At 64.6% G+C, this 15,448-nt stretch carries 15 protein-coding genes and 1 pseudogene; 8 read left to right on the top strand and 8 right to left on the bottom strand.

From position 1 onward, the window contains the following. Nucleotides 1–154: 154 nt before the first annotated feature. The gene (locus tag ACVJGD_RS45140; protein WP_456640123.1) at nucleotides 155–670 is read right to left on the bottom strand and encodes a YcgN family cysteine cluster protein; all 516 of its coding nucleotides are present in this window, start codon (nucleotides 668–670) and stop codon (nucleotides 155–157) included. A gap of 292 nt (nucleotides 671–962) precedes the next feature. Here ACVJGD_RS45140 and ACVJGD_RS45135 point away from each other — a divergent pair, with 292 nt between their 5' ends. Genes ACVJGD_RS45135 through ACVJGD_RS45125 form a run of 3 tightly spaced genes read left to right on the top strand, consistent with a single transcriptional unit; the run spans nucleotide 963 to nucleotide 4,471 of the window. Beyond that, nucleotides 963–3,245: a transglycosylase domain-containing protein gene (locus ACVJGD_RS45135; RefSeq protein ID WP_456640122.1), complete on the top strand. Its 2,283-nt coding sequence runs from the start codon at nucleotides 963–965 to the stop codon at nucleotides 3,243–3,245. A 30-nt stretch (nucleotides 3,246–3,275) separates the two neighbouring features. Beyond that, entirely contained in the window at nucleotides 3,276–3,854 is a 579-nt protein-coding gene (locus tag ACVJGD_RS45130; protein WP_456640121.1) for a DUF1214 domain-containing protein, read from the top strand. Continuing rightward, nucleotides 3,851–4,471, top strand: coding sequence for a DUF1254 domain-containing protein (locus ACVJGD_RS45125; protein WP_456640120.1), 621 nt, complete (start codon nucleotides 3,851–3,853; stop codon nucleotides 4,469–4,471). Before ACVJGD_RS45130 ends, ACVJGD_RS45125 begins: the two co-directional genes overlap by 4 nt. Here the strand turns inward: ACVJGD_RS45125 and ACVJGD_RS45120 are convergent. Beyond that, nucleotides 4,468–5,247, bottom strand: a complete 780-nt coding sequence (locus ACVJGD_RS45120; RefSeq protein ID WP_456640119.1) for a hypothetical protein — start codon at nucleotides 5,245–5,247, stop codon at nucleotides 4,468–4,470. The genes ACVJGD_RS45125 and ACVJGD_RS45120 overlap by 4 nt on opposite strands. A 16-nt stretch (nucleotides 5,248–5,263) precedes the next feature. Beyond that, nucleotides 5,264–5,464: a hypothetical protein gene (locus ACVJGD_RS45115; protein WP_456640118.1), complete on the bottom strand. Its 201-nt coding sequence runs from the start codon at nucleotides 5,462–5,464 to the stop codon at nucleotides 5,264–5,266. Between the two features lie 307 nt (nucleotides 5,465–5,771). Between ACVJGD_RS45115 and ACVJGD_RS45110 the strand changes: the two genes are divergently transcribed. Further along, entirely contained in the window at nucleotides 5,772–6,704 is a 933-nt protein-coding gene (locus tag ACVJGD_RS45110; RefSeq protein WP_456640117.1) for a DUF2336 domain-containing protein, read from the top strand. Nucleotides 6,705–6,802: 98 nt separating this feature from the next. Here the strand turns inward: ACVJGD_RS45110 and ACVJGD_RS45105 are convergent. The 3 genes and pseudogenes from ACVJGD_RS45105 to ACVJGD_RS45095 form a co-directional block, all read right to left on the bottom strand. After that, a pseudogene (locus ACVJGD_RS45105) lies at nucleotides 6,803–7,148 on the bottom strand (DUF1491 family protein). 32 nt (nucleotides 7,149–7,180) lie between these two features. Beyond that, nucleotides 7,181–7,909, bottom strand: a complete 729-nt coding sequence (locus tag ACVJGD_RS45100) for a peptidoglycan-binding protein (RefSeq protein ID WP_456640116.1) — start codon at nucleotides 7,907–7,909, stop codon at nucleotides 7,181–7,183. After that, entirely contained in the window at nucleotides 7,902–9,719 is a 1,818-nt protein-coding gene (locus ACVJGD_RS45095; protein WP_456640115.1) for an ATP-binding protein, read from the bottom strand. Before ACVJGD_RS45095 ends, ACVJGD_RS45100 begins: the two co-directional genes overlap by 8 nt. A gap of 425 nt (nucleotides 9,720–10,144) precedes the next feature. Here ACVJGD_RS45095 and ACVJGD_RS45090 point away from each other — a divergent pair, with 425 nt between their 5' ends. Together ACVJGD_RS45090 and ACVJGD_RS45085 are read left to right on the top strand one after the other, a co-directional pair. Beyond that, nucleotides 10,145–10,531 carry a DUF5330 domain-containing protein gene (locus tag ACVJGD_RS45090; protein WP_456640114.1) on the top strand — a complete coding sequence of 129 codons (387 nt, stop codon included), beginning with the start codon at nucleotides 10,145–10,147 and terminating at the stop codon, nucleotides 10,529–10,531. Nucleotides 10,532–10,622: 91 nt separating this feature from the next. Next, complete coding sequence (locus ACVJGD_RS45085) at nucleotides 10,623–11,051, top strand: SufE family protein (RefSeq protein ID WP_456640113.1); 429 nt, start codon at nucleotides 10,623–10,625, stop codon at nucleotides 11,049–11,051. Between the two features lie 51 nt (nucleotides 11,052–11,102). Here the strand turns inward: ACVJGD_RS45085 and ACVJGD_RS45080 are convergent, their stop codons facing one another. Together ACVJGD_RS45080 and ACVJGD_RS45075 are read right to left on the bottom strand one after the other, a co-directional pair. Beyond that, complete coding sequence (locus ACVJGD_RS45080; protein WP_456640112.1) at nucleotides 11,103–11,516, bottom strand: MucR family transcriptional regulator; 414 nt, start codon at nucleotides 11,514–11,516, stop codon at nucleotides 11,103–11,105. Nucleotides 11,517–11,699: 183 nt separating this feature from the next. Continuing rightward, nucleotides 11,700–12,581, bottom strand: a complete 882-nt coding sequence (locus tag ACVJGD_RS45075) for a DUF308 domain-containing protein (protein ID WP_456640111.1) — start codon at nucleotides 12,579–12,581, stop codon at nucleotides 11,700–11,702. 336 nt (nucleotides 12,582–12,917) lie between these two features. On the opposite strand from ACVJGD_RS45075, the gene ACVJGD_RS45070 reads away from it, so the two are divergent. Beyond that, nucleotides 12,918–14,567 (top strand): glycosyltransferase family 39 protein, encoded by a 1,650-nt coding sequence (locus ACVJGD_RS45070; protein ID WP_456640110.1) that lies wholly within the window; start codon nucleotides 12,918–12,920, stop codon nucleotides 14,565–14,567. A gap of 99 nt (nucleotides 14,568–14,666) precedes the next feature. After that, on the top strand, nucleotides 14,667–15,446 hold the full coding sequence (locus tag ACVJGD_RS45065; protein WP_456640109.1) for a class II aldolase/adducin family protein: 780 nt from the start codon (nucleotides 14,667–14,669) through the stop codon (nucleotides 15,444–15,446). Nucleotides 15,447–15,448 lie beyond the last annotated feature (2 nt).

Below are 15,448 nucleotides of genomic sequence, written 5' to 3'. Positions count from 1 at the left end.
GCGTAATTTCTCGCTGCGGCGCAACGCCACAATGGAATCTTTCTATGTATCGCAATGTAGGCAGCAAATCCCTGCTGAGGCAGGCGGCTCAGCGCATGGGCGCATTCCGAGGCCGCGTCATCCCAATGATGTGATTGCACCCATGGACAAGACGCTACGATTTCGGCCGGTTTTTCAGCCGCGCCCGCTTCGGCAGCAGCGCCGGCCACCGCACGATGTGCTCCTCAAGCTCGGCATCGGGGATCTCGTCCTCGGTTCCCTGCACCCGGCCGCGCACGGAGACGCCGGCCTCATGCACGGTGTTCGGATCGCCGGAAATCAGCGGATGCCACCAGTAGAGATCGCGCCCCTCTGCGACCAGTTTGTAGCCGCAGCTCGGCGGCAGCCAGTTGAGGGTGCGGACGTTCTCGGGTGTCAGGCGGACGCAGTCCGAAACCTTGTCGGACCGGTTCTGGTAATCCTTGCAGGCGCAGAGCCCGGCATCGAGCAATTTGCAGGAGACGTGGGTGAAGTAGATTCTCCCGGTGTCCTCGTCCTCGAGCTTCTCCAGGCAGCAGCGCCCGCAGCCGTCGCACAGGCTTTCCCATTCGACATTGGACATTTGCTCCAACGTCTTGGTTTTCCAGAAGAATCCCTCTTGGCTCGAGGCGCGTTTGGGCGGTGCGGTCATGGATATCGAGAATTTGGTTTAAGTCGGCTTGCAGCCCCATCTAGGGGCCGCAGTGGCAGGCACGCAAGCCGGCCCATCTACGGTCTGCCGAACGCGTTCACAAACAGGTTCAAGCTGACATTAAAATCGCAAGCCGCACCATTGGTTTATAGCCCTTGCTCAGATAGAAACAATAATCGAGTCCCCAGGCGCGAAACGGCGCCTTGGGTTTGCCGTAACATGCAAGCAGGACGCGCGACCGGCGCCCAGATGGATGGGCACGTGAGCGCTTTTTAACCGAGCAAGGGCCCCGGTGCGCCAGATCCTACCGCCGCAGTGGACGACCAAGCTCCGGAACTTCTTTCTGGACCTGGATGCGCGGATCGATTCCACGCTGTTCTCCTCCGGCAGGGGCTTGCGCGAGCTCTATGAGCGCTACTCCACCTTCATGGACCGCTTCTATGTCGGCCGCTGGAAGCGCTGGGTGTTCATCGAGCCGCTGTCGGAGGCCGCCACCATCGGGCTCGGCGGCATGGTCGTGCTGCTGGCGCTCGCGATCCCGGCGTTCCGCGAAACCGCCGATGACGACTGGCTGAAGAAGTCGGATCTCGCGGTGAGCTTCCTCGACCGCTACGGCAATCCGATCGGCAGCCGCGGCATCAAGCATAACGACTCGATCCCGCTGGAGGACTTTCCAGACGTCCTGATCAAGGCGACGCTCGCCACCGAAGACCGCCGCTTCTACGACCATTTCGGCATCGACATCGCCGGCACCGCCCGCGCCCTCGTCACCAACGCGCAGGCCGGGGGCGTGCGCCAGGGCGGCTCCTCGATCACCCAACAGCTCGCCAAGAACCTGTTCCTGAACAATGAGCGCACCATCGAGCGCAAGATCAAGGAAGCATTCCTGGCGATCTGGCTCGAGCACCGCCTTTCCAAGAACGAGATCCTGAAGCTCTATCTCGACCGCGCCTATATGGGCGGCGGCACCTTCGGCGTCGATGGCGCCGCGCATTTCTACTTCAACAAGTCGGCGCGCGACGTCAATCTGGCGGAAGCTGCGATGCTCGCCGGCCTTTTCAAGGCGCCCACGAAGTATGCGCCGCATATCAACCTGCCGGCGGCGCGCGCCCGCGCGAACGTCGTGCTCGACAACCTCGTCGATGCCGGCTTCATGACCGAGGGCCAGGTGTTCGGCGCCCGCCGCAACCCTGCGGTCGCGGTCGACCGGCGCGACGAGAATTCGCCGAACTACTATCTCGACTGGGCGTTCGACGAGATGCGCAGGCTGGTCGACACCTTCCCGAAATCCTATACCGAGCGTGTCTTCGTGGTCCGCACCGCCATCGACATGAACGTGCAGCGCGCGGCCGAGGAAGCGATCGAGAACCAGCTCCGCCAGTTCGGCCGCGATTATCACGCGACCCAGGCGGCAACCGTGGTCTCCGATCTCGACGGCGGCGTGCGCGCGATGGTCGGCGGCCGCGACTACGGCGCCAGCCAGTTCAACCGCGCCACGGATGCCTATCGGCAGCCCGGCTCGTCGTTCAAGCCTTACGTCTATACGACCGCGCTCCTGAACGGGTATACGCCGAACTCGAAGATCGTCGACGGCCCCGTGTGCATCGGCAATTGGTGCCCGCAGAACTATGGCCACTCCTATTCCGGTTCGGTGACCCTGACGCAGGCGATCACGCGCTCGATCAACGTCGTGCCGGTAAAGCTCTCGATCGCGCTCGGAGGCAAGGAAGGCCCAAGAGCCGGCCGCGCCAAGATCGTCGAGGTCGCCCGCCGTTTCGGCCTCAAAGCACCGCTGCCGGATACGCCCTCGCTGCCGATCGGCTCCGACGAAGTCACCGTGGTCGAGCACGCGGTCGCCTACGCGACGTTCCCGAACAGGGGCCGCTCCGTCACGCCGCATGCGGTGCTGGAAGTCCGCACCGGCGCCGGCGACCTGGTATGGCGCTGGGACCGCGACGGGCCGAAGCCGAAGCAGGCGATTCCGGCCTCCGTTGCCGCCGACATGGCGGGGATGATGAGCCACGTCGTGAGCGAGGGTACCGCGCGCCGCGCCGCACTCGACGGCATTCCGACCGCCGGCAAGACCGGCACCACCAACGCCTATCGTGACGCCTGGTTCGTCGGTTACACCGGCAACTTCACCTGCGCGGTCTGGTACGGCAATGACGACTACTCGCCGACCAACCGCATGACCGGCGGCTCGCTGCCGGCGCAGACCTGGCACGACATCATGGTCGCCGCGCATCAGGGCGTCGAGGTCCGGGAAATTCCCGGCGTCGGCATGGGTCAGAAGCTGCCTCGGGAGCCGGCGACGCAGGCGAACGCGGCCGCGAACGCCGCGCCCAAGGTGCTCGAGACCAAGCCCGGGCCACCGCCAGTGCTGACCAAGCGCGGCGCCGATATCCTGGTGCGGGTCGAGAAAATGCTTGACGATGCGGCCAGGACCTTGGGCAAGACTTCGTCCAACGCGCCGGCGACACCAGACAAGCCGTCGTCCAGCGCACTGGCCTTCCCGGAGAATTACCTCACGGCGGCCGGCGACCAGGCGGCGACACCGACGCCGCGCAAGAATTGATGCCCGCGATCGCTTCGGAGCTGTAGGGCCGTGCGGCTGATCCTCATTACCTTGCTCGCGCTGATACTCGCCGCCGGAATCGGCCTCGGCTCGACCTATGTGGCCGCGACGCGCGGCACCAATATCGGTACGCTCAAGATCGGCGCCTGGACCGCCCGGCCGAGGAATGGCACGTCCGACATCGACCCCTACAACCGCGCAATCATCGCCCGCTCCGGCGAATTGCCGGTTGGCACCGGCGACGGCATCGCCTTCACCGCCACCACCGACGACAAGAAGAAGCCGCTCGACGGACGTTGCGACGTCGTCGTCAGCGGCGTCACCCCGCCCGCGCGGTTCTGGACGCTGACGCTGTTCGACAGCAAAGGCCGTCTGGTGGCGAATTCGCTGCAGCGCTACGGCTTCACCAGCCAGGAGATCATCCGCGCCTCCGACGGTACGTTCGAGATCCGCATCGCCTCGCGCTCGCGTGCCGGCAACTGGCTGCCAACCGGCGGCATCGAGCGTTACGCGCTGATGCTGCGGCTCTACGACACGCCGGTCGGGGTGGCGACGCGGACCCAACGCGACGCGCCGATGCCGGTGATCTCGACGGTGGGCTGCCCATGATCCGCCTCGCCTTCACGATCATCGCAGGCGTGCTGCTGGGCGGCGTGGTGCATCTCGTCAGCGTGCTGGCCTTGCCGCGGATCGCCTCCCAGGACGCCTATTCGCGGCTGACGCCGATCACCCAGCTCAATGCGGTCACGCCGCTGCCATCAGCGGATCCCGGCAATTCGCTGATGCCGTTCATGGACCCGGCATTCGCGATGGCGATCTGCCGCTACGATCTCTCGACCGGGCCGATCAAGCTGACGGTGCCGGTGAGCCAAGGCTATACCTCGGTGTCGTTCTATACCCGCAACGAGCTCGCCTATTACGCCATCAACGACCGCTCCGCCGGCAAGAAGGTGATCGAGCTCGATTTGATGACCGAAGCGCAGCACAACGAGTTGCCCGAGGACGAGGAAATCACCGCCGCCGACAGGCTGATCATCGATTCCCCGACCACGACCGGACTGATCCTCTTGAAGGCGCTGGCGGCCGAGCCCGGCCTGATGCCGCAGGCACGGGCCTCGCTCGCGGCGGCAAGCTGCAAGGTGCAGACCGAGCCGCCCGCGCCGAAGCAGGCCGAAATCCCGCTCCCCGCCCCTGCGCCCGCGGCACGGCCTTCCGGCAAGCGCTAGCCCTTCACGACGGTGGCGTGCCCGATCACCGGCGGCTGCGCGGCGACCGGTGGATTGGCGGTCAGTGCGGCGAGCTCGCCGATCAGGCGATCGGCATCGGCCGCGACATTGTCCGGCGCCTGGATCACCAACCGCTCCAGCGCCCAGCGATAGGACGAAATCCGTCGCTCCAGGCATTGCTGGACCCATTGCACGATCAGCGTGTTCTCTTCCATCCTGGCGATCGCATCGGCCCGCTCGCGCGGCGACAGGTCCGACACCATGCCGAGGCTGGCATTGCGCCTGCGGTCGAGCTCGATGACACGCCAGGCGTTCGCAAAGAACGGCTCGAAGCGCGTGATGTCGTCGCGTACGTCGTCGATCAGTTGCATGTAGCGGGAGGTGTGCGCGCGGTGCGGCTCGTCAATCAGCGCCCGTCCGTAAGCGGTCCGATCGAACACCACCTTCTGTCGCCATGGCGAGGGTAGCGGCTGATAGTCGCCGAACACGCTCTTCCAGGCCGGCCGCGAATGCGGCGGCTCGATCAGGGGATAGGCGAGATCGCGGAGCTGGCGCTCGTTCTCGGTGAGCTGGAACTGCGAGGGCCTCATGCCGATGCTGCCGGTCGCTTCCGCGCCGAGCCAGCGGTGCATGTCGTCATTGCGGAAGTCGGCGCGCGTGCGGCCGAAATCGCCGCCACTGCAGCCGCCAAGCGCAGCGCCAATCAGCAGCAGCGCGAATACCGGGCGTGAGCGCCGGTTTCCGGTGCTCCGGCTCGGAAGACACGCCTCGCGCATGTCAAACGTCCAATCGTCAGGTGCGCCGACGGCGACGGCGACGAGGCGCTGTACCTTCTGCCGGCCCGCGCCCACCGTCGCTCTGCTCGGTTACGCGCTCAATCCGGATAACGGGAAGGATCAGAACAGTCCCCATGCCATTGCTTGCAGCGCCGCCCAAGACTGCGCCCGGCCGCCGCGAAGCCGCATCCGCCGGAAACTCAATGATGGTGCCCATTTCTGTTCTCTCTGCCTGCCGCGCGGCGATGATTTGCCAGGCGGCGTCCGGATTAAGGACCGCACGTGGTTAATGACCTCTTAACCGGGACCGCCGGTCGGTTACTGATGTGGCGAGTGTGCCTTATTCGTCAGATCGCTTCCGTCAGATAGTTCACATTTTAACGGATCCCTTCACGGCTCGTTTTCCTTAACCGGCTCTTAAAGCCGCCGACATAGGCTGGCGTCCGAACGTTTTACGCATTTTCGAAAGTCGCGTACGCCTTCCCATGAGCGCAGCTCCAGTCATTCCAGGCCTCGACGGGCTGATGACCCTCTCTCGTCGCGAGGGCGTCGACATTCGGCCGACGCTGCTGCGCGTGCTCACCGACCTCTATGTGCAGACCAAGGCTCACTCCGCCGATGAAGAGCGTCAGTTCGTCGAACTGGCCTCGCGCCTGATCGAGCAGGTGGATGATGCGACGCGCGCGGCGGTGCGGGCGCGGCTCTCGGTTTATCCGGCGACGCCGGAGGAGCTTCTCGGCAAGCTCCGCCTGCGGCGCGCCGACCCGGGCGAGCCGTTGCCGGTCGCCGCGGAAATCCCGGCGCCGCCGTCTGCAGCACCATCAGTCACGCCTCCGAGCGAGGCGCAGCTTCGGATGGCATCGAGCCTCGCGATGCGGCCCAACGATGCCGCAGAGATCACCGACATGTTCTTTGCCGCGACGGCCAGCGAGCGGGTCCAGATCCTGCAGAACATCGTGCAGACGCCGCTGAAGGCGTCGGCGCGGATTCCGGCAACACGCGCCGCGCGCGCGATCGAGATCCTGGAAATGGCGGCATTCGCCGAAGATCTCGAGAATTTCGCACGCGAAGTCGGCGAAGCCCTGATCCTGCCAACGCGCATTGCCGAGCAGGTCGTGAGTGATCCCGGCGGCGAGCCGCTGGCCTGCGCGGCGAGAGCGCTGAACATGCCGAGCCCGGCGTTCCAGCGGGTGCTGATGTTCCTCAATCCGGCGCTGGGTTCATCGGTGCAGTATGTCTTCCGCCTGTCGCGAATGTACGATCGGCTGAGCGAACGCACAGCGCTCATCATGCTGGCGGCGTGGCGCGGCTCGACCATGGCGGTTGCGCGCGCCAAATATCGTCCCTCGCTCTACGACGATGAGCGCCATCGCGCGCGCTCCGCATCCAGCGAGAAGCGCCCGGCCGCGCAGCCCGGCGATGCGCCCGCGATCCGCTCGCAGAGCTCGGGACGCTAGAGCATTTCGGTTCTGATGGAATCAGAACCGAGGCTCTAGATTCTTGTTTTGACGCGTTTTCTTCACGCGAACCGGTGTCCACTTCGCTCGAAAACGCTCTAGGTCTTCGCGAGGTCGAGAAAGTGCCGCCCGGCCTTGTCCTCGGTCTCGACGACCCAGGCATCGGGATCGAAGCGGATTTCCTTGGCAAGCCGTTGTTCCACCGAAAACTCCGGTACCGGCTCTTTTGTCATCGGCACGAAGATGCGGTCGAACGGTCTGCTATCTTCATAGGCCGTCTGCGGCGCGGGCGTGTAAAGCATGGCGTTGCCGTCGAGCAGCGCCAACCTTCACGAACACCGCCCCCGCCTCCTCCGCGCCGCGCCGGCGCACCGCACCGAACACGCCTTCCTTCTGGCAGCGACGCAGATATGCGGCCACCCAGATGCTTGATTTCAGTCGCATTGCGTGATGATAGGCTAACGCCGGGTGCGAAGCTACTCGACCGCGTGTCCGATCATCGCCGAGAGTTCGCGCACGACCCGGTCCGACATCTGGCCGGTCACCGGCAGCTTGCGGTCACGCTCGAACTTGGCGATCGCGGCCTGGGTGTCGGAACCGATGGTGCCGGTCGGCTTGAGCTGGCCGTAGCCGTATTCGGTGAGCGCGCGCTGGACCGCTGCGATGCGCTTCGATGCCGCACTCTGGGTGGTCTCGCCGCGCGAGGGGATCGGCGCGGGCGGCCGGACGACATTTGCTGCAGCCGGCGCAGCCGAGGTCGACTTCACTACGAGGTTGGTCATCGGGTCGGAAGACTTGGAATCAGAGATTTTGGAATCGGATGCCCTCGGTTCCGCCCTGGGTTCGGACGGCTTCGCGGGCTCGGTGGGCTTCGCTTCCACAGGCTGGGGTTCAACTGGACGCGCAGCCGCCTCGACCGGGCGCGGACGCGGCAGCGGACTCGTGACGGCAGACGCCGGCGGCGGCAGCGTCACGACTGAACCGAACATCGGCGATGGATGGCGGCCGGCTTGCAGGAACAGCGCATTGGTGATGATGGCGATGACAGCCCCGGCCGCCAGCACGCCTGCGACGGTGTCCTTCGGGCTGTGAAGCAGCAGGCGCATCAGGAGGCCGCGCTCCTCCTCAGCTTCGATCGCAACTGCCTGCGCGCCGCGACGGCGGCGGCGCGGCATCTCGTCATCATCGGCAACTTTTCTAGGCACTCTTCTTCACCTGCTGGGCTTGTTCTTGTAGTCCGGATCGCAGCGCGGGCTTCAGCGTCGCGATCTTGCCGAAAGGCTCCTGTACCGCCGGCGGCGCAAACGACAAGGGCAGCGTCACGGTCACGGTGGTGCCTTCGCCAAGCTTGCTCTCTACACTCATCTCGCCCTGGTGCAAGCCGACCAGGCCCTTCACGATCGACAGTCCAAGTCCGGTGCCCTCATGGCGGCGCTGATAGGTCTTGCCGGCCTGGAAGAACGGATTGCCGATCCGTTTGAGGTCGTCGGCATCGATGCCGACGCCGGTATCGGTCACGCGCAGCATCAGCCGCGATCCCTCGACCGCCGCCGACACCGTGACGCTGCCGCCGCGCTCGGTAAACTTGATGGCGTTGGATACCAGATTGAGCGTGATCTGCTTGAAGGCGCGCGGATCGCCGTTCATCATGGGCAGATCCTCCGGCGCGCGGGTGATCAAGTCGACGCCGCTCTCCCGCGCCTTCAGCGCCAAGAGGTTGCAGCAGTTGAGCAGCGCGGGGCGAGGCGCGAACGGCTCGGGCGCAATTTCGAAAGTGCCCGTTTCCATCTTCGACATATCGAGGATGCCGTTCACCACCGACAGCAGATGCTGGCCGGAATCCCGGATGAGCTGCGCATACTCCTTGCGGCGTGCCGCATCGAGCATCAGCACATCTTCCTGGACGATCATGTCGGAGAAGCCGATGATGGCATTCAGCGGCGTGCGCAATTCGTGGCTCATGGTGGCGAGGAACCGGGTCTTCGACGCGTCCGCCTGCTCGGCGGCATTGCGGGCCTGCTCCAGCGCCTCCTGCTGCATCTTGCGATCGGTGACGTCGCGGATCACGGCGACGACCTCGCCTTCGCCTGCGGCCTGATCGAGCGGCCGGCAGCGCATCTCGACCCAGATGAAATCCGCCGACTGCGCCAAACCGCGCGGCGCTTCCCGCCGCAGGCGGAACTCGACGCTGCGTCCCTCGCCGCCCCGCGCTGCGTCCGACAGCGCTGTGAGATAGGCCGGACGATCGGCGACATGGACGCGATCGAACAGGCCGTGACCCATCAGCCGCGGCGCCGGCACGCCGAGCATCGCTTCCGCCGCCGGCGAGATGAACTGCACCGCCCCGTTGCGGCTGTGGCGCGACAGCGCATCGCTTATATTGTGCGCCAGCAGACGGTAGCGTTCTTCCTCGCGATAGAACAGCGCCACGCTGGTGCGCGCGAGCGACTCGGCGCCGAACGCAAGGCCCGCGGCATAGAGCGTCGCTGAAACGACGCCGAAACCGGTCAAGGCGCCCTGCAATGGCGCGCTCAGATTTGACGGCGGCAGCAGGTGGAAATGGCCGAGTACGATCAAGGCTGCCGCGCATGACATCGCGAGTGCAAAGGCGAATGCCACGACGCGACGCGAGGCCGACAGTGCCGCCTCGATCGGAACGACGATGAGCCAGACCGCGGCAAAGGATGCGATGCCGCCAGTGGCCGCCGCCACAATCATGACGAAGCCGGCAAGCGCCAGCGACGACAGCACATGCGCGCCTTCATAACGGCCGGTGCGGGACAGGAACCATGACAACAGGATCGGCGCGATCAGCCAGGCGAAAGCCGCGACCTCGATCGCGGTCGGCGCGCCGCGCAGCGCGAGATAGACCGGAAACGCAGCGAACGCGGCCAGGCTGCCGAGCAGCCGCGGCGCCATGAAGGCGCGATGCCGCGCCCGCGTCAACGCGTCATATCTCGCCGACGGATGCAGCAGGGCATCGAGACAATCGCGGATAATACTCAAAACACTCACGGCTCTCGCGCTTTCCGATCCTACGTCAAAGACGCGTCGGAACGCCCCCTTCATCTTGGACTCACCGTGTCAGAGTGAACTTAAGCGAACGCTAAGGTGCCGCGTCTGGCCGCCAGACTCTGTGCATTCGCGCAGCTTTTGCACATCACAACGGGCGCATTTGGCGCGGATGGTGAACGTTAGGTTTCCGCGATCGATAATCTTATGGTTTCGAAATGGTGGACAAGCCGGGCAAGGACATGTGGCCGCGGCGCGGAGCATCAATCGAAAATTTACACCGAATCCAGACGCCCCCGGATTTCAGCGCGCATTTTCCGCGAATTTTCGACGATTTAACTTCAAGGCAAACACTTGCGTTTTATTGACCGCTGCTAGTCACGTGCGAATTGCGGATCAACCGCAAACGAAGATGACGGGGTCGCGAGATGTTTTTCCTGCTGCGCATGGCATTCTGGCTCGGGCTCGTGCTCGTGCTGCTGCCAAGGGACAAAACACCTGAATCGGAAAAGCTGCCGCAGGTCGGCGCCGCCGAAGCCGTGCAGGCGGCGACCGCCGCGGTCAGCGATATGAGCCAGTTCTGCAAGCGCCAGCCGGCAGCCTGCGAGGTCGGCGGCCAGGCCGCGACCGCGATCGGTCAGCGCGCCACCGATGGCGCAAGAAAAATCTATCAGATCATCATCGACAAGAAGCCGCCTGACCATACCGGCTCGATCGGCGCGCCTGGGGATCCCGAGGTCTCCTTGGTCGCGTCCCGGGACACCCTGACGGCCGACGACCAGGCCATCGAATGGCGGCCACCGGCCGCGCCGTGACCGCAAAATAAGCCGGAACCGGCAGCATTTTCATCGCATTCGGCCGCCCGCGACCCTATATAACGACTCGAAGGATGGGATGCGGGTGACGATGACGATCGACGAAATCAGGGACAATTTTTCGCTGCTCGACGAGTGGGACGACCGGTACCGCTACGTCATCGAACTCGGCCGCACCCTTGCACCGATGCCGGAGGAAGAGCATTCCGCGGCCAACAAGGTGCAGGGCTGCGCGAGCCAGGTCTGGCTCTCCCGGAAGATCGATCGCGCCGGCAATGGCGAGCCGCGGCTGCATTATCTCGGCGACAGCGACGCGCATATCGTGCGCGGGCTGATCGCGATCCTGCTCACGCTTTATTCGGACCGCACGCCCAAGGAAATCCTGGCGACCGATGCGGCCGCAATCTTCGATGAGTTCGGGTTCCGCGAGCACCTGACGCCACAGCGCTCCAACGGATTCCGCTCGATGATCGAGCGTATCCGCTCGGACGCGCGCGAGACGCTCGCGACCGCTTCCTAGCTCTATATTTAACCCAGTTTCTTCACGCGAACCGGAATCCACTTCGCTGCACTACTTCCGTTTCCGCTGCTGCTGGCCGAGACCCATCTTCTTGGCGAGTTGTGAGCGGGCTACCGCATAGTTCGGCGCGACCATCGGATAGTCGGGCGGCAGCCCCCATTTCTCCCGGTATTGTTCCGGCGTCATGTTGTACTGCGTGCGCAGGTGACGCTTCAGCGACTTGAATCGTTTGCCGTCTTCCAGGCAAACCAGATATTCTGATGTAACCGACTTCTTCACCGACACCGCTGGCTTGGCCGGCTCGAGCGGTGCCTCGATCCGGCCGCTGGCGACCCGCAACAGCGCGGCATGAACCTGGCTGATCAGGTTGGGGATCTCCGAAGCCTGGGTCGGATTGTTGCTGAGATAGGCCGACACGATGTTGGCGGTCAGTTCGACAGGGCTTTTGCCGGTGGCATCGGTCATCGCGCGACTTCTCTTTAAAGCTCGGACGGTGGCAACGGAGCAGGACCGACAGGCAGTATCGGCAGCGCCAATACACCAGCGGAGCCCCGCATTACTTGCCAAATATGAGCGGACTGCTGGGAATCTAGCAAGAACTACGCCGCTTTATTCTTCAAGACGGCGTCATTGCAAGTATTTCCCGATTTATGACGAACGCTGGTCGAGATGCGCCCGCAGTTCGTCGATGGAGGCGAAGCGCATCATGCCTTCCGGCATCTGCGCCTCGATCGAGCCGTCGGAATAGAGCGAATAGGCCATGCCGTCGACGACGCCCGATTTCAGCACCGTTACCGGCGGCTGCTCCTGCGGCTGTGGCGAACGATGGTCGGCCAGCGGCGCGCTGGGGCTCTCGCCTGAGGGCGTGCGGAACGGGCGGCGCGGCGGAAGGTCGGAAGGTCGTTGCCGCTCCGATCTCGGCCATGTGTCATCGAAGTTCACCTGCTGCTGCGGCTCGCCCGATTCGGTCAGCGCCGGGTCGGGGGTCAGAGGCTCCCCTGCGCGCGGCTGCGCCCGTTCGCGCTCCTTGCGCGTGGAGGAGAACATCAGGTTGCGCCGCTTGGGAGCTGCCGAGGCAGTCTCCGACGGTTCCGCGACCGGCGGAGCGACGGGCGGCACTTCGTTGCGGGCGCGATCGCGGGCGGCGGCTTCGTGATACCAGGGCGGCGTGGCCGCACCGGCTGCCGGCGCAACCGGCTCGGCCCCCCCGGAATCTTCCGCCGCCGGCTGGTCGCGCGTGAACGGCAAGCCACCCGCGGGCGCAGCCGCCGCACGCGAGGTAACGGGCGGCAGAGGGAATTCCGGGCGCAGCTCTGCTGGCATCCCGGTTCCGAGACGCTGAGCGAGATTCCGCAACTCCCGGACAGCGAGCCAAAGGCCGAACACGATCAGGCCGGTGCAGAAGCCGAACACACCGGAGAGGATCAGCGTGCTACCGACGCTGAATTCCTTGTATTGAATGCCATAGCCGATCGCCAGAAGGCCTGCCAAAAGCAGGCCAAAACCCGCGACCAACATCCCGACCATCATCGAACTCACCCCCGAAAACCGCGCTAAATCTATGCGCCGGCCCCCTATGCCACGATACCGTCATATTATGTGCATCGCCAACCAACAATTCCGGAGACGGTTCCTATCCGGATCTTGAACGACAAGATTACCGCTCCTTCCGTTTCTCTCGGAGGTCGACCGGCAATGCGTCCCCGTAAATTTACCGGCTACGAATTGATGCCAAATTGCTGCGATGCATCAGTAAATTACGCCACAATTCCCAATTACTCGTTAGTGGAACTGCGCTATATGGATGCCGGGGAATGAGGCCCTAAAGCGCCAGCAGGGCCGAGGGACGCCGGGTCACCAATAGCCATGTCATCCATCACGACTTCTGCCATCGAAACGCCCGCGCGGCGCTCGGTGGAAAAGACATGCGACGATCTCGCGATCGTCGTACTGAGCGCGGTCGCCCTGATCGCAGGTCTCACGTTCCGCGATTACGGGCTGGGCTGGGACGACTACACCCACGCCGAATATGCCGACCTCCTGCTGCGCATGTATGGTTCCGGCTTCAAGGACACCGGCGCGCTGTCATTCGCCAATCTGTACATGTACGGCGGCGGTTTCGACATGGCCGCGGCGCTCCTGCATAAGGTCATCCCGCTCGAATTGTTCGAAACCCGGCGACTTCTCGGCGCCGTCGTCGGTGTGATCGGGCTCGCGCTTACCTGGCGGCTCGGCCGCCGCGTGGGCGGCCCTTTGGCCGGCCTTGCCGCGCTGCTGTTGCTCGCGCTGTGCCCGACCTTCTATGGCCACATGTTCATGAACCCGAAGGACGCGCCATTCGCGGTGGCGATGATGGTCCTGCTGATGGGCCTGGTGCGTCTTGCCGAGGAATATCCGGCGCCCTCGCCGCGCACCATCCTGATCGTCGGGTTTGGCGCCGGGCTTTCGCTCGGCTGCCGGGTTCTCGGCGGGCTGGCGCTGATCTACGCCGCGGTTGGTTTCCTGCCGCTGCTGCTTGAAGAAGTCCGCAAGCAAGGCCCGCGCGAGGCGGCGCATCGCTTCATCCATGTGGTCTACGTGCTGATGCCCGCACTGATCTTCGGCTATCTCGTGATGGGCCTGATCTGGCCGTGGTCGATCATGGAACCGGGCCACCCGCTCGAGGCCGTGACCTATTTCTCGCACTTCTTCGAGAAGCCCTGGAAGGAGATGTTCGACGGCGCGCTGGTCTCGGTGCCGGACATGCCGTGGTCCTATCTGCCAACGCTGTTCGCGCTGCAGCTTCCCGAGGTGTTGCTCGGCCTCCTGGTCGCGGCAGTCGTCATGAGCTTGATGTCGCTGTCGCGCGCCGACGTCAGCGCGCGGCGCAAGACCATCCTGCTGATGCTGACGCTGGCGGCAACGCTGCCGCTGGTCATCGCGATGGTGAAGCGGCCGGCGCTCTATAACGGCATCCGCCATTTCATCTTCGTGATCCCGCCGATGGCGGTGCTGGCGGGCTTTGCCTTCGCGCGCACCATGGACTGGCTCGGCGAAAAGCGCAGGAGCTGGCAGCCGGTGGCGCTGGCCGTGTTCACCTTCGGTCTGCTGCTGCCGCTCAGCGAAATGATCCGGCTCCATCCGTATCAATATACCCACTTCAACCATATCGCCGGCACGGTCCGCGGTGCCGACGACCTGTTCATGCTGGACTACTGGGGTCTTGCCCTGAAGCAGGCCTCCGATGGCCTGCGCGAGCAATTGATCGAGCGACAGGAAATTCCGCCCCAGAACGGCAAATGGAAGGTCGCCGTCTGCGGCCCGCAGCGCCCGGCGCAGGTCGCGCTCGGCCCGGACTTCACCATCGGCTGGGACAGCCAGTCCGCCGATTTCGCCATGACGCTCGGCGAGTTCTACTGCAAGGGCCTGACCGCGCCGGTGATGGTCGAGATCAAGCGCGACGACGTCGTGTTCGCCCGCGTCTACGACATCCGCGGCCGCAGCATCTCAAGCCTGCTCGCAATCCCCGCCCCCTAAGCGCGGCGCCGCATATCAGTCACGCCGAACCTGCCTTGCTGCCGACTGGCGGCAAGGTTACGCTTCCCGCCGACAAATCGACACATGGAGAAGCCGGTCATGTCGCCAGCGGAAGCTCGCTTGAAGGAAGTGTCCTCGGATATGACGGATGCCGAGTGGCAACAGCGCGTCAACCTCGCCGCCTGCTACCGCCTCGTCGCGCTGTATGGCTGGGACGATCTGGTCGACACCCACATCTCCGCGCGCGTGCCGGGGCCGGAGCATCATTTCCTGATCAATCCGTATGGCCTGCTGTTCGAGGAGATCACGGCCTCCAGCCTGGTCAAGGTCGATCTGGGCGGCAACCTGCTGTCCAAGACCGACTACAACATCAACCCCGCCGGCTTCACCATCCATTCCGCCATCCACGAGGTGCGCGAGGACGCCGGCTGCGTGCTCCATCTGCACACGCCTGACGGCACCGCGGTCTCGAGCTGCCCGGAAGGGCTGCTGCCGCTGAACCAGACCGCCCAGCTCGTCACCCACGATCTCGCCTATCATGATTACGAGGGCATCGCGCTCGATCACGACGAGCGCCCGCGGCTGCAGCGCGATCTCGGCAACAAGAACCACATGCTGTTGCGCAACCATGGCACGCTCACGGTCGGCCGCTCGGTCGCTTCCGCCTTCGAGCGCATGTACCACCTGGAGCGGGCCTGCACCATGCAGGTGCGCACCCGCGTGCTGGGCCCGACCGTCTACCCGGTCGAGCAGTCCGTGATCGACAAGAACACCGCGCTGCTCTCAAATCCCGACCGCGCCGAGCTGCGCTCGACGACCCTGGTCTGGCCGCCCCTGCTCCGCAAGCTCGACCGCATCGACCCGAGCTTCCGGAATTGAAT

Source organism: Bradyrhizobium sp. USDA 10063 (genome assembly GCF_054063735.1).
Note: the sequence above shows the minus strand (reverse complement) of the source record. Positions and strands in the feature narration are given on the sequence as shown.

What these genes read in the sequence shown, in the direction of transcription:
- ACVJGD_RS45120 (WP_456640119.1), bottom strand. Translation starts at nt 5,247, where the DNA reads ATGCGCGAGGCGTGTCTTCCGAGCCGGAGCACCGGAAACCGGCGCTCA.
- ACVJGD_RS45075 (WP_456640111.1), bottom strand. Translation starts at nt 12,581, where the DNA reads ATGATGGTCGGGATGTTGGTCGCGGGTTTTGGCCTGCTTTTGGCAGGC.
- ACVJGD_RS45110 (WP_456640117.1), top strand. Translation starts at nt 5,772, where the DNA reads ATGACCCTCTCTCGTCGCGAGGGCGTCGACATTCGGCCGACGCTGCTG.
- ACVJGD_RS45140 (WP_456640123.1), bottom strand. Translation starts at nt 670, where the DNA reads ATGACCGCACCGCCCAAACGCGCCTCGAGCCAAGAGGGATTCTTCTGG.
- ACVJGD_RS45115 (WP_456640118.1), bottom strand. Translation starts at nt 5,464, where the DNA reads ATGGGCACCATCATTGAGTTTCCGGCGGATGCGGCTTCGCGGCGGCCG.
- ACVJGD_RS45065 (WP_456640109.1), top strand. Translation starts at nt 14,667, where the DNA reads ATGTCGCCAGCGGAAGCTCGCTTGAAGGAAGTGTCCTCGGATATGACG.
- ACVJGD_RS45090 (WP_456640114.1), top strand. Translation starts at nt 10,145, where the DNA reads ATGTTTTTCCTGCTGCGCATGGCATTCTGGCTCGGGCTCGTGCTCGTG.
- ACVJGD_RS45085 (WP_456640113.1), top strand. Translation starts at nt 10,623, where the DNA reads ATGACGATCGACGAAATCAGGGACAATTTTTCGCTGCTCGACGAGTGG.
- ACVJGD_RS45070 (WP_456640110.1), top strand. Translation starts at nt 12,918, where the DNA reads ATGTCATCCATCACGACTTCTGCCATCGAAACGCCCGCGCGGCGCTCG.
- ACVJGD_RS45080 (WP_456640112.1), bottom strand. Translation starts at nt 11,516, where the DNA reads ATGACCGATGCCACCGGCAAAAGCCCTGTCGAACTGACCGCCAACATC.
- ACVJGD_RS45125 (WP_456640120.1), top strand. Translation starts at nt 3,851, where the DNA reads ATGATCCGCCTCGCCTTCACGATCATCGCAGGCGTGCTGCTGGGCGGC.